4 protein-coding genes and 3 rRNA genes are annotated in these 14,074 nt (G+C 62.6%); all 7 read left to right on the forward strand.

The window, feature by feature from the left end:
• Positions 1–61: 61 nt before the first annotated feature.
• The 7 genes from AC6JAM_RS09820 (at position 62) to AC6JAM_RS09850 (ending at position 14,060) form a co-directional block, all read left to right on the forward strand.
• Positions 62–3,094, forward strand: a complete 3,033-nt coding sequence (locus tag AC6JAM_RS09820) for a glycoside hydrolase family 2 TIM barrel-domain containing protein (RefSeq protein ID WP_497934556.1) — start codon at positions 62–64, stop codon at positions 3,092–3,094.
• Positions 3,095–3,691: 597 nt separating this feature from the next.
• Positions 3,692–5,214, forward strand: a 16S ribosomal RNA gene (locus AC6JAM_RS09825).
• A 511-nt stretch (positions 5,215–5,725) separates the two neighbouring features.
• Positions 5,726–8,855 (forward strand): 23S ribosomal RNA (locus tag AC6JAM_RS09830).
• A 173-nt stretch (positions 8,856–9,028) separates the two neighbouring features.
• Positions 9,029–9,145, forward strand: a 5S ribosomal RNA gene (rrf, locus tag AC6JAM_RS09835).
• Together the 16S, 23S and 5S rRNA genes form the textbook arrangement of a ribosomal RNA operon.
• Positions 9,146–9,428: 283 nt before the next feature.
• Positions 9,429–9,713 (forward strand): HU family DNA-binding protein, encoded by a 285-nt coding sequence (locus AC6JAM_RS09840; RefSeq protein ID WP_011693739.1) that lies wholly within the window; start codon positions 9,429–9,431, stop codon positions 9,711–9,713.
• A 163-nt stretch (positions 9,714–9,876) separates the two neighbouring features.
• On the forward strand, positions 9,877–12,054 hold the full coding sequence (locus tag AC6JAM_RS09845) for a bifunctional copper resistance protein CopD/cytochrome c oxidase assembly protein (protein WP_497934557.1): 2,178 nt from the start codon (positions 9,877–9,879) through the stop codon (positions 12,052–12,054).
• Complete coding sequence (locus AC6JAM_RS09850; RefSeq protein ID WP_497934558.1) at positions 12,054–14,060, forward strand: NHL domain-containing thioredoxin family protein; 2,007 nt, start codon at positions 12,054–12,056, stop codon at positions 14,058–14,060. Before AC6JAM_RS09845 ends, AC6JAM_RS09850 begins: the two co-directional genes overlap by 1 nt.
• The last annotated feature ends 14 nt before the right edge of the window (positions 14,061–14,074 follow it).

Raw genomic sequence — 14,074 nt, forward strand, 5'->3', positions numbered from 1 at the left:
TAAACATGCAACTGCGTGAACGTTCACGTAGGCACTTCCGAAACTCCCCTCAAGGACCTCCATGCCAGCCCACACCCCTGCCGCAACTGCCGGCCACGGCTCCGCTCCGGCGACCAGACCCTCCTACCGCAGACTCGATCCGGCTGCCGCAGACGTCGCAGAATTAGCCTCGCTGGGACCCGGCCGGGGAAGCCTCCCGGCGCGGGCCTACCTGGAGTCCGACGCACCCCGGCTCCTACTCAACGGAGAATGGCAGTTCCGGCTGAGCCCGGGAATCCGGGCGGCCCCACACGACGACTGGCAGCAGGGCAATGACCTCTCCGGCTTCACCCCGCTGCCCGTCCCCTCCAGCTGGAACATGCACGGGCACGGCTCTCCGGCCTACACCAACGTGCAGTTTCCCTTCCCGGTGGAACCTCCCTACCCACCGGACGCCAACCCCATCGGCGATCACCTGGTGACCTTTGAGGCCGGCCCGGAGTTCTTCCCGCACGCCGTGCTCCGGTTCGACGGCATCGACTCGGCCGGAACCGTGTGGCTGAACGGAGTGGAGCTCGGGACCACCCGCGGAAGCCGCCTGGCCCACGAATTCGACGTGTCCGGCATCCTGGTCGAGGGAACCAACACGCTGGCCGTGCGGGTGGCCCAGTTCTCCGCCGCCAGCTATGTGGAGGACCAGGACATGTGGTGGCTCCCGGGGATCTTCCGGGACGTCACCCTGCAGGCGCGGCCGGTGGACGGCATCGACGACGTCTTCGTCCACGCCGGCTATGACCCGGGCACGGGCGAGGGCACGCTCCGCGTCGAGGTGAGCCGGGCCGGGCGGGCGATTGACGCCGTCGTACGCATTCCGGAACTTGGCCTGGAACTTCCAGCAGGGGCGGAGCAGCGTGTCCCCGGCGTGCAGCCCTGGTCCGCCGAAGTTCCCCGCCTCTATGGCGCAACGGTCAGCACCCCGGGCGAGACCGTTGCCCTGCAGGTGGGTTTCCGCAGCCTCGTCATCGAGGACGCCCAGTTCAAGGTGAACGGCCGCCGGATCCTGCTCCGGGGAGTGAACCGCCACGAGCACCACCCCCGGCTGGGCCGTGTGGTCCCGCGGGACGTGGTGGAGGCGGAGCTGCGGCTGATGAAGCAACACAACATCAATGCCATCCGGACCTCGCACTACCCGCCGCACCCGGAGTTCCTGGCGCTGGCAGACCAGCTGGGTTTCTACGTAGTCCTGGAATGCGACCTGGAAACGCACGGCTTCCACTGCGCCGGCTGGGCACAGAACCCCAGCGACGATCCGCAGTGGGAGGAAGCCCTGCTGGACCGGATGCAGCGAACCCTTGAGCGCGACAAGAACCACCCTTCCGTGATCATGTGGTCGCTGGGCAACGAGGCAGGCACCGGCCGGAACCTTGCGGCGATGTCCCGCTGGGCCAAGGACCGTGACCCGTCCCGTCCCATCCACTACGAGGGCGACTGGTCCTCACCGTACGTGGACGTCTACTCCCGGATGTATGCCAGCCAGGCCGAGACGGCGCTCATCGGGCAGGGCATCGAGCCGGCGCTTGAGGACGCCGAACTGGACGCTCGGCGCCGAGCCATGCCGTTCGTGCTGTGCGAATATGTGCATGCCATGGGAAACGGGCCGGGCGGCATGACCGAGTACCAGGACCTGTTCGACACGTATCCGCGGCTGATGGGCGGTTTTGTCTGGGAGTGGCTGGAGCACGGGATCCTTGTTCCTTCCCCGGGCAGCGGCGAACACTTCGCTTACGGCGGGGACTTTGGCGAGGAAGTCCACGACGGCAATTTCGTCACGGACGGGCTGGTGGATGCCAACCGCAAACCCCGTCCCGGGCTGTTGGATTTCAAGAAGGTCATCGAGCCTCTGGGCATTGACGTTTCCTCCTCATGGGGCAGCTTCACGCTGCGGAACCGGCAGGACTTTGCGGACACCTCCGCCTACCGCTTTGAGTACAAGGTGGAGGACGACGGCGGGACACGGCTGGAGGGAACGGTGGCCGTTGCGCCGCTTGCGGCGCAGTCCACGGCTGTTGTTGAGCTGCCGGCGGAGGTTGCCGCGTGTGTGGCGGGGTTGGCGCAGGACGCGGGTGCGGTGCTCACCGTCAGCGCTGTGCTGGCCAACGATACTGGGTGGGCTGCCGCAGGCCACGAGGTTGCTTGGGGGCAGGCTGTCCGCCTTGCCTCACCAGGCACGGGGGTGCAGGCCCGGGACCTGGTGGAGGCCGGCCAGGACGAACTGCAGCTGGGTACCGCGGTGTTCAACCGGGCAACCGGCATGCCCACATCCATTGGTGGACTTCCCGTGGAAAAGTTCGGCCTGGTCCTGTGGTGGCCCCCGACCGACAACGACCTCGGCCGCGAGTGGGGAAGCCCGGACGAACGGCCCCTTGCGACGCAGTGGAAGGACGCAGGACTCCACCGGCTCCACACCCGCCTGCTGGGCATCCGGGCGGAAACTTCTCCTGACGGCGGAGAGTACCTGCGCGTCAGCACGCGCATGGGTGCCGCGGACAAGCAGTTCGGTGTGCTGGTGGATTACCTGTGGACCGCCAGCTCCGACTCCCTGGGACTGCGGACGCAGGTCAGGCCCGTGGGGGACTGGGTCAACGCCGGCTTCGAGGTGGAATGGGCGCGGATCGGGCTGGAGCTGGTGCTGGGTTCCCGGACCACCGGGGTGCGGTGGTTCGGCCAGGGCCCGCACCAGGGCTACCCGGACACCGGCCAGGGTGCGCGGACGGGATGGTTCGAGCTGCCCCTTGCCGCGCTGGACGTTGAGTACGTCCGTCCCCAGGAGTCGGGAGCCCGGTCCGGCGTGCGGTCCGCTGTCCTGCACACCGGCGGAAGGGAGCTGCACCTTTCCGGCGAGCCCTTTGCCCTCACAGTCCGGCCGTACAGCATGCAGGCTCTGGATGCCGCAAACCACAGGCCGGATCTGGTGTCGGACGGGCGGAGCTACATCTACGTGGACCATCTCATGCGTGGCGTTGGCACCGCCGCCTGCGGCCCCGGCGTTCTGGAGCCGTACCGGCTGAAGCCGAGGCAGGCCGACTTCGAAGTGGTCCTCAAGGTACTGGGGTAGGGAAGTCCCGGCTCCCCCTTCGGCTACTCCCTCGGCTCCTCTTCGGATGTGAGCCACTCCATAGAAACAGCAAACGAGCTTCAGAAGCGGAAATCACTTGCCCACGCTGCCGGAAACCGCGGAATTCCGGGGTTTCCGGCAGCACAAGAGGCCCCCGGGGGTCGATTTGCGGTTGGGTGTGGGGGCGGGTATTGTTTTCTGAGTCGCCGCCGCTGAAGCGGAAAGATAGCGGCCAAACCCCTTACTGAACGGCCTGGAAATGGTTCGCCTCTTGGCGTGCCGGACGCGGGTGGGGCTGGTTTTCGAGTGGAGTGGATCGCGGTAACGCTGATTTGCGAAGCTTGTTGGAACCGGGTAAGTTTGGAAAGTTGCTCCGGAGCGAGCCTGGACGTTGGTTTGGGTGGTGCCGGGTGTGTCTGTTGTTTGAGAACTCAATAGTGTGCCAAGTTTGTTGATACCGATTATGTATGTAATTGGTTGATTGTGCTGTGCCGCCACCCCGTGGTGTGCATGGTGTTTTTAGCTGGTTTCAAATTTTGTGCAGCTGTTTCTGCCGTTATTTCCGGTGGTTGTGGTTGTGTCTGTTTTTGTTTTACTTCAACGGAGAGTTTGATCCTGGCTCAGGATGAACGCTGGCGGCGTGCTTAACACATGCAAGTCGAACGATGATGCCAGCTTGCTGGTGGATTAGTGGCGAACGGGTGAGTAACACGTGAGTAACCTGCCCTTGACTCTGGGATAAGCCTGGGAAACTGGGTCTAATACCGGATATGACCTTCCATCGCATGGTGGTTGGTGGAAAGCTTTTGTGGTTTTGGATGGACTCGCGGCCTATCAGCTTGTTGGTGGGGTAATGGCCTACCAAGGCGACGACGGGTAGCCGGCCTGAGAGGGTGACCGGCCACACTGGGACTGAGACACGGCCCAGACTCCTACGGGAGGCAGCAGTGGGGAATATTGCACAATGGGCGAAAGCCTGATGCAGCGACGCCGCGTGAGGGATGACGGCCTTCGGGTTGTAAACCTCTTTCAGTAGGGAAGAAGCGTAAGTGACGGTACCTGCAGAAGAAGCGCCGGCTAACTACGTGCCAGCAGCCGCGGTAATACGTAGGGCGCAAGCGTTATCCGGAATTATTGGGCGTAAAGAGCTCGTAGGCGGTTTGTCGCGTCTGCCGTGAAAGTCCGGGGCTCAACTCCGGATCTGCGGTGGGTACGGGCAGACTAGAGTGATGTAGGGGAGACTGGAATTCCTGGTGTAGCGGTGAAATGCGCAGATATCAGGAGGAACACCGATGGCGAAGGCAGGTCTCTGGGCATTAACTGACGCTGAGGAGCGAAAGCATGGGGAGCGAACAGGATTAGATACCCTGGTAGTCCATGCCGTAAACGTTGGGCACTAGGTGTGGGGGACATTCCACGTTTTCCGCGCCGTAGCTAACGCATTAAGTGCCCCGCCTGGGGAGTACGGCCGCAAGGCTAAAACTCAAAGGAATTGACGGGGGCCCGCACAAGCGGCGGAGCATGCGGATTAATTCGATGCAACGCGAAGAACCTTACCAAGGCTTGACATGAACCGGACCGCTGCAGAAATGTGGTTTCCCCTTTGGGGCTGGTTTACAGGTGGTGCATGGTTGTCGTCAGCTCGTGTCGTGAGATGTTGGGTTAAGTCCCGCAACGAGCGCAACCCTCGTTCTATGTTGCCAGCACGTGATGGTGGGGACTCATAGGAGACTGCCGGGGTCAACTCGGAGGAAGGTGGGGACGACGTCAAATCATCATGCCCCTTATGTCTTGGGCTTCACGCATGCTACAATGGCCGGTACAAAGGGTTGCGATACTGTGAGGTGGAGCTAATCCCAAAAAGCCGGTCTCAGTTCGGATTGGGGTCTGCAACTCGACCCCATGAAGTCGGAGTCGCTAGTAATCGCAGATCAGCAACGCTGCGGTGAATACGTTCCCGGGCCTTGTACACACCGCCCGTCAAGTCACGAAAGTTGGTAACACCCGAAGCCGGTGGCCTAACCCCTTGTGGGAGGGAGCTGTCGAAGGTGGGACTGGCGATTGGGACTAAGTCGTAACAAGGTAGCCGTACCGGAAGGTGCGGCTGGATCACCTCCTTTCTAAGGAGCACCTCCAACTCTTCTGTGCTGGTGAATGCCGGTGTGGGGGGTTGTCAGGAAGCAAGCCCGCAGCATGGACGATTGTTCCGTGGCGGGTGCTCATGGGTGGAATATCAACAAATAGGTGCCTGGTGGCACGGACCGGTGTGGTTAGTACGAATGTTTTGTTCTTCTCTTCGGGGGAGGGCGGGTGTTCTGGAACGCGGCTGGTTTGGGTTGCTGGGTAGTGTTTGGCACACTGTTGGGTCCTGAGGCAACAGGGCCGGGGGTTTTCCCCTGGGTTTGTTTGTTTCTGGTTTCCCTGCCGTGACGTTCCGTGCGCCTGTTTGGGTGTGTGGGGTGTGTGGTGTGGGGTTGTTGTTTGAGAACTACATAGTGGACGCGAGCATCTTGTATAAGAAGCAATTTCCAAGATTAATGAACCTGGATCTGGCTGCGCTGTTGATGCCCTTTGGGTGTTGGGGTGTGGTTGGTTTCTGTGGTTCTCTCGAGAAATGTTTTTGATCTTTGTGGTCAAGTTTTTAAGAGCACACGGTGGATGCCTTGGCATTAGGAGCCGAAGAAGGACGTAGGAATCTGCGATAAGCCTGGGGGAGTCGATAACCGGACTGTGATCCCAGGGTGTCCGAATGGGGAAACCCCGCCGAGCGCGCGAGTGACTCGGTGACCCGTACCTGAACACATAGGGTGCGTGGGGGGAACGCGGGGAAGTGAAACATCTCAGTACCCGCAGGAAGAGAAAACAATAGTGATTCCGTTAGTAGTGGCGAGCGAACGCGGATCAGGCTAAACCGTTCCATGTGTGATAGCCGGCGGGCGTTGCATGGTCGGGGTTGTGGGACTTTCCATACCAGTTCTGCCGGGCTGGTGGGGTGTGATGTGCGCGCATAGGTGAACGGTTTTGAAAGGCCGGCCAGAGAGGGTGTTAGTCCCGTAACCGTAATGTGTTTGTACCGCCTGTGAGAGTATCCCAAGTAGTACGGGGCCCGAGAAATCCCGTGCGAATCTGTCAGGACCACCTGATAAGCCTAAATACTCCCTAATGACCGATAGCGGACCAGTACCGTGAGGGAAAGGTGAAAAGTACCCCGGGAGGGGAGTGAAACAGTACCTGAAACCGTGTGCTTACAATCCGTCGGAGCCAGTCTGATTCTGGTGACGGCGTGCCTTTTGAAGAATGAGCCTGCGAGTTAGTGTTACGTCGCGAGGTTAACCCGTGTGGGGCAGCCGTAGCGAAAGCGAGTCTGAATAGGGCGTGTGAGTGGCGTGATCTAGACCCGAAGCGAAGTGATCTACCCATGGCCAGGTTGAAGCGACGGTAAGACGTCGTGGAGGACCGAACCCACTTCAGTTGAAAATGGAGGGGATGAGCTGTGGGTAGGGGTGAAAGGCCAATCAAACTTCGTGATAGCTGGTTCTCCCCGAAATGCATTTAGGTGCAGCGTTGCGTGTTTCTTGCTGGAGGTAGAGCTACTGGATGGCTAATGGGCCCTACAAGGTTACTGACGTCAGCCAAACTCCGAATGCCGGTAAGTGAGAGCGCAGCAGTGAGACTGTGGGGGATAAGCTTCATAGTCGAGAGGGAAACAGCCCAGACCACCAACTAAGGCCCCTAAGCGTGTGCTAAGTGGGAAAGGATGTGGAGTTGCCCAGACAACCAGGAGGTTGGCTTAGAAGCAGCCACCCTTAAAAGAGTGCGTAATAGCTCACTGGTCAAGTGATTCCGCGCCGACAATGTAGCGGGGCTCAAGTACACCGCCGAAGTTGTGGCATTCACATTTTAGCTAAGCCCTTGTGGTTCAGGCGTGTGGATGGGTAGGGGAGCGTCGTGTGGGCGGTGAAGTCGCGGTGTAAACCAGCGGTGGAGCCTACACGAGTGAGAATGCAGGCATGAGTAGCGAAAGACGGGTGAGAAACCCGTCCGCCGAATGATCAAGGGTTCCAGGGTCAAGCTAATCTGCCCTGGGTAAGTCGGGACCTAAGGCGAGGCCGACAGGCGTAGTCGATGGACAACGGGTTGATATTCCCGTACCGGCGAAAAACCGCCCATGCTGAGCGGGGGATACTAACTGCCCGAAGCCTGCCCGAGCGCCCTTGTGGTGTGAGGGTTTTGGTGGAGCGCAGGACCTGATCCCGGGAGGCAAGCGTATTAACAGGTGTGACGCAGGAAGGTAGCCGAGCCGGGCGATGGTTGTCCCGGTCTAAGGATGTAGGGCGAGTGGTAGGCAAATCCGCCACTCATGGTGCCTGAGATCTGATGGGACCCCCGTTTGGGGGGATTTGGTGATCCTATGCTGCCGAGAAAAGCATCGACGCGAGGTTTTAGCCGCCCGTACCCCAAACCGACACAGGTGATCAGGTAGAGAATACCAAGGCGATCGAGAGAATTATGGTTAAGGAACTCGGCAAAATGCCCCCGTAACTTCGGGAGAAGGGGGGCCCCAACCTTGATACACCCTTTGCGGTGTGGAGGGGATCGGGGCCGCAGAGACCAGGGGGAAGCGACTGTTTACTAAAAACACAGGTCCGTGCGAAGTCGCAAGACGATGTATACGGACTGACTCCTGCCCGGTGCTGGAAGGTTAAGAGGACCGGTTAGCCGCAAGGCGAAGCTGAGAATTTAAGCCCCAGTAAACGGCGGTGGTAACTATAACCATCCTAAGGTAGCGAAATTCCTTGTCGGGTAAGTTCCGACCTGCACGAATGGAGTAACGACTTCCCCGCTGTCTCAACCATAAACTCGGCGAAATTGCAGTACGAGTAAAGATGCTCGTTACGCGCAGCAGGACGGAAAGACCCCGAGACCTTTACTATAGTTTGGTATTGGTGTTCGGAGTGGCTTGTGTAGGATAGGTGGGAGACGTTGAAGCCCGGACGCCAGTTCGGGTGGAGTCATCGTTGAAATACCACTCTGGTCACTTTGGACATCTAACTTCGGCCCGTAATCCGGGTCAGGGACAGTGCCTGATGGGTAGTTTAACTGGGGCGGTTGCCTCCTAAAAAGTAACGGAGGCGCCCAAAGGTTCCCTCAGCCTGGTTGGCAATCAGGTGTCGAGTGTAAGTGCACAAGGGAGCTTGACTGTGAGAGAGACATCTCGAGCAGGGACGAAAGTCGGGACTAGTGATCCGGCGGTACATTGTGGAATGGCCGTCGCTCAACGGATAAAAGGTACCTCGGGGATAACAGGCTGATCTTGCCCAAGAGTCCATATCGACGGCATGGTTTGGCACCTCGATGTCGGCTCGTCGCATCCTGGGGCTGGAGTAGGTCCCAAGGGTTGGGCTGTTCGCCCATTAAAGCGGTACGCGAGCTGGGTTTAGAACGTCGTGAGACAGTTCGGTCCCTATCCGCTGCGCGCGCAGGAAATTTGAGAAGGGCTGTCCTTAGTACGAGAGGACCGGGACGGACGAACCTCTGGTGTGTCAGTTGTACTGCCAAGTGCACCGCTGATTAGCTACGTTCGGATGGGATAACCGCTGAAAGCATCTAAGCGGGAAGCTCGCTTCGAGATGAGATTTCCATACACCCTCGGGTGTGAGAGGCCCCCAGCCAGACCACTGGGTTGATAGGCCGGATGTGGAAGCGAGGACTAACGACTCGTGAAGCTGACCGGTACTAATAGGCCAACAACTTACACCACACAGATACATACAAACTCTGCTTGCGTCCACTATGTGGTTCCCAACCAACAACCCCCCAACACGCGGGGTTGTCACGGCACGGAACCAACACAACTGAATAACAACACCACAATGTTGTAACCACCAGACTTCCCACCCCCGAACAAAACACCGGGCGGGCGGGTACAAGGGTTACGGCGGTCATAGCGTGGGGGAAACGCCCGGTCCCATTCCGAACCCGGAAGCTAAGACCCACAGCGCCGATGGTACTGCACCCGGGAGGGTGTGGGAGAGTAGGTCACCGCCGGACACACATTGGTCGAGGCCCCAACCACCAGGTTGGGGCCTCCCACATTTAACCCCAACTCCCCTTCATGGAACCGGACGCGGCGTCCCAGGAAACCCGGCAGGAAGCGCAAAGCCTTCCTCCAAGGGCTGAAAATGGGCCCCGGAATCGGTGATTAACCTCAAAAAGTCGCGGAAACACGCGGAATTTGCGGACCGGAAGCGCCCAAGCTGGTAAGTTTTCGGACAGTGGCTTGTGCGCATGCCGCGTGCAGGCTCCAGAATCAGAATCGTCCAGGAGGACATAAATGGCTAAGAACCGTAGTGAACTTGTTGCAGAGGTAGCAGGCAAGGCCGGCACCAGCCAGGCTGCCGTCAACTCCGTCCTCGATGCACTGTTCGAGGTTTTCGAGACTTCTGTCGCCGCGGGCGAGAAGATCACCATCCCGGGCTGGCTCGCCGTCGAGCGCACTGACCGTGCAGCACGCACCGGCCGCAACCCGCAGACCGGCGAAACCATCCAGATCGCAGCAGGCCACAGCGTCAAGCTGACCGCCGGCTCCAAGCTGAAGGCTGCGGTCTCCAAGAAGTAAAGCTTGTCCCTCCCGGCATGCAGCCGGCTGGAACAAGGAGCGGCAACCCATCGGGTTGCCGCTCCTTTGCTTTAACGGCCCGGCTCCAACCGTTCCCCGGCTCCAACTGCTCACTGGCATACAACCCGGATTCGCGGCGCAGGCAGGCGTAGCGGACAATGGAATGGTGTCTTCCGCCGCAACTCCACGTTCCACCGCGCCCCAGTCCGATCCTGGCAAGGGAGCTGCGGTCCGGGACGCCGGAAGCCGGGGGATCCCGGTGCCCTGGCAGCTTGCAGGCCTGGCGGCACTCTTCCTGGCCCTTGCAGCAGCACTGATCTTCTCCGGCGCTGCAGCGGCGCGCAGCGTCGCCGACCCCGGCGCCCTGGTGCGGTGGGGCCTGCCCGTCAGCAAGGCAATCCATAACGTCTCCCTGGCGACCGTCGTCGGAGGCCTGATCTTCGCCGTCGGCATCCTCCCCAAAAACCTGAACCCCCGGAACAGCGCCGTGCGGGGCCGGGACCGGGAAACTCCACCAGCCGGCGGTGCGCCCGAACATCCCGCCTTCACCCGCGTGCTCGCTGTGGCGGCCGTCGCGGGCGCCGTGTGGACCTTGTCCGCCATCGCAGTCCTGGTGCTCACCTATGCCGACGTAGCAGGGCAGGGGCTGTCCGGCGATCCCGCGTTCACCCAGGCCCTGGTGTACTTCATGACGGACATCGAGACGGGCCGGGCATGGCTTGCCGTCATCATCATTGCCGCCGTGGTGACCACCGCGCTGTTCGGCGTCAGGTCCCTGGGCGGCCTCGCCCTGACCCTCATCCTGGCCCTCATCGGCCTGGTCCCCACCGCCCTGATCGGACACTCGTCGAGCTCTTCGGACCACGAGGGCGCCATCAACTCACTCGGCCTGCACCTGGTGGGCGTGAGCACCTGGGTGGGCGGCATCATCATCCTGGCCCTGCTGTCCGGGATCCTCACGGGGTCCAAGGCCGGGGCAGCCACGGATATCACCGAACCCACGCTCCGGCGGTTCTCCACCCTGGCCGGCTTCGCGTTCATGCTGGTCTTCGCCTCGGGCATCATCAACGCCAGCATCCGAGTCACCAGTTGGCATGATCTCTTCGGCTCGGCGTACGGCCAGCTGATCCTGGCCAAGACTGCCGCGGCGGTGGTCCTGGGCGGCATCGGCTTCATGCACCGGCAGTGGGTCATCCCGCAGCTGGGCCGCAAGGGCTCCACCCTGTCCTCGCGGCGGGTCCTCTGGCAGCTGGTGCTGGCTGAGCTGCTGGTCATGGGTGCCACCTCGGGCATCGCCGTGGCCCTGGGCCGCTCGGCGCCGCCGCAGCCAACGGAAGTGGCGGCCAATGCCTCGCCCGCCTTTATCCTCAGCGGCTACGAGCTGCCCCCGGAGCTGACGCCCGAACGCTGGTTGACCGAGTGGCGGCTGGACTGGCTCTGGGTGGGCGTGGCCCTCTTCGGCCTGGCTACCTACTTCCTGGGCGTGGCCAAGGTCCGCCGCCGGGGCGATTCCTGGCAGTGGTTCCGGTCCCTGAACTGGGTCATTGGCCTGGTGGTCCTGACGTTCATCACGTCCGGGCCGCCGTCGGTCTATGGCCGCGTCCTGTTCTCCGCGCACATGGTGGACCATATGGCCCTGACCATGGTTGCCCCGATCTTCCTGGTGCTGGGCGCCCCCGTGACCCTGGCCCTGCGTGCGCTGCCCGCCCGCGGCGACGGCTCACGCGGGATGCGCGAATGGCTGCTGGTCTTCGTCCATTCGAAGTTCTCGCAGCTGGTCACCCACCCGCTGTTCGCCGCTGCCAACTTCGCCGGCTCGATCGTGCTGTTCTACTACTCGGACCTGTTTGGCTTCGCCATGCGCGAGCATGTGGGCCACGAACTGATGAACCTGCACTTCCTGCTCACCGGGTACATCTTTGTGCTCAGCATGATCGGCACGGACCCGCTGCCGCGCCGTGCGCCGTACCCCATGCGGCTGCTCCTGCTGCTGGCCACCATGGGCTTCCATGCCTTCTTCGGGGTCTCCATCATGGGCGGCACCGGGCTGCTGGCCGCGGACTACTTCGGCAACCTTGGCCGCGCCTGGGGACCGTCAGCCCTCGTCGACCAGCAGACCGGCGGCGCGGTGGCCTGGGGCATCGGTGAGGTGCCAACGCTGCTGGTGGCGATCGGCGTCGCCATCATGTGGTCCAGGTCCGACCAGCGGGAGACCAAACGCGTGGACCGCGCGGCGGACAGGAATAACGACGCCGATCTGACCGCTTACAACGATATGTTTGCCAAATTGGCCGAACGCGACGCCAAGCTGGCTGAACGCAACAAGCTGGAAGGACGCTGATGAGCGAAACCGTACGCACGCATGCCCGGGTCCGGGCCTCCGAACTGGTAGGCCGCAACTGGCTGAACACCGGCGGCAAGACCCTGGACCTGGAGGCCCTGCGCGGCAAGATCGTGCTGCTGGACTTCTGGACCTTCTGCTGCATCAACTGCCTGCACGTCCTGGACGAGCTTCGGCCGATGGAGGAGCAGTACTCCGATGTCCTGGTGACGGTGGGCGTCCACTCGCCCAAGTTCGAGCACGAGGCGGACCCGGTGGCGCTGGCCGCGGCCGTGGAGCGGTACGAGATCCACCACCCCGTCCTGGATGATCCAGAGCTGGACACCTGGAAGGCCTACACCGCCCGTGCCTGGCCCACCCTGGTGGTCATCGACCCCGAGGGCTACATCGTGGCGCACCTCTCCGGCGAGGGCCACGCGGACGGGCTCGCCGTGCTGATCCCCGAGCTCATCGCCGAACACGAAGCCAAGGGCACCCTCCACCGTGGCTCCGGCCCGTACGTGGCGCCCGAGGCAACCTCCGGCACCCTTCGCTTCCCCGGCAAGGCGCTGTTCCTGCCCGCCGGCCGCGGGTCTGCTTCAGGGGCAGCGTCCGACGGCGGCACGTCCGCAGGTGCCCCGACGTCCGGCACCTGGCTGGTCACCGACACCGGCCACCACCGGCTGGTGGAACTGGACACCGACTTCCACACGGTGCTGGCAACCTTTGGCTCGGGCACCAAGGGCTATGCCGACGGTCCCGCCGCCGGTGACACGGCCACCGCCCAGTTCAACGAACCCCAGGGCCTGGTCCTGCTGCCGGAAGATGTGGCAGCCAAGGTGGGCTACGACGTCGTAATTGCTGACTCCGTCAACCACCGCCTGCGCGGTCTGTCCCTCACGGACGGCAAGGCGTCCACGCTGGCCGGCAATGGGATCCAACGCCTGCTGGAGACCGGCCCCGCCCGCGTGGACGAGGACGCCGCGGGGTTCACGGGCAAGCTGAGCGAGCACCCGCTCGAAGTCTCCCTGAGCTCTCCCTGGGACGTGGTGTGGTCACGGAAGCTGAACGCCGTGGTGGTCGCGATGGCCGGTACGCACCAGATCTTCAGCTTCGACCCTGTGGGCGGCGAAGTGGACATCATCGCGGGCAACGGGCTTGAGGGCCTGCTGGACGGCGCCGCGCACGAATCCTGGTTCGCCCAGCCCTCAGGCGTGGCCGAGGACGCCGACGGCAACATCTGGGTGGCTGATTCGGAGACCTCCGCACTGCGGAAGCTGGTGGTTGACGATTCCGGGAAGGTCACCGTGGAGTCTGCAGTGGGCAAGGGCCTGTTCGACTTCGGCTTCCGCGACGGCCCGGCCGCCGACGCACGCCTGCAGCACCCGCTGGGCGTGACCGTCCTGCCCGACGGCTCCGTGGCGATCGCGGACACCTACAACGGTGCCGTCCGCCGCTACGACCCCGCATCCGGCACCGTGTCCACCCTGGCACGAGGTTTGGCCGAGCCCTCCGACGTGATCGTGGACCACACCCACTCGGCCGGTTCCGAGCCCCTGCTGGTAGTGGTGGAGGCCAACAAGCACCAGATCGTCTACGTGCCCATTCCCAAGGAAGCACAGCAGGTGGATGAGGGCGCTTCCCAGACCCACCGGCCCAAGAGCCCGGTGGCGCCCGGCGCGCTGGACCTGACCGTCCGCTTCACGGCGCCCACGGGGCAGAAGCTCGACGACCGCTGGGGCGACCCCACCCAGCTGAAGATCTCCTCCACGCCTCCCGGGCTGCTGGTCTCCGGCGGCGGAACCTCCGTGGGACTGCAGCGCACCCTGGAGCTGTCCCCGGACGTGCCCGAGGGCGTGCTGCACATTACCGCCCGCGCCGCGGCCTGCGACGGCCCCGAGACCGAGGACGGCGAAATCCCCGACCACGCCGCCTGCCACCTGTACCAGCAGGACTGGGGCATCCCCGTGGTCCTGCAGGCCGATGGTGACACGGAACTGGTCCTGGACCTGCGCGGAATGGACTGACCCTCCGCTGGTTT

Source organism: Arthrobacter sp. GmRoot5-12 (assembly GCF_059739365.1).

Excerpts from the sequence above, each read along its gene's own strand:
- AC6JAM_RS09845 (WP_497934557.1), top strand. The coding sequence starts at position 9,877 with ATGGTGTCTTCCGCCGCAACTCCACGTTCCACCGCGCCCCAGTCCGAT.
- AC6JAM_RS09820 (WP_497934556.1), top strand. The coding sequence starts at position 62 with ATGCCAGCCCACACCCCTGCCGCAACTGCCGGCCACGGCTCCGCTCCG.
- AC6JAM_RS09840 (WP_011693739.1), top strand. The coding sequence starts at position 9,429 with ATGGCTAAGAACCGTAGTGAACTTGTTGCAGAGGTAGCAGGCAAGGCC.
- AC6JAM_RS09850 (WP_497934558.1), top strand. The coding sequence starts at position 12,054 with ATGAGCGAAACCGTACGCACGCATGCCCGGGTCCGGGCCTCCGAACTG.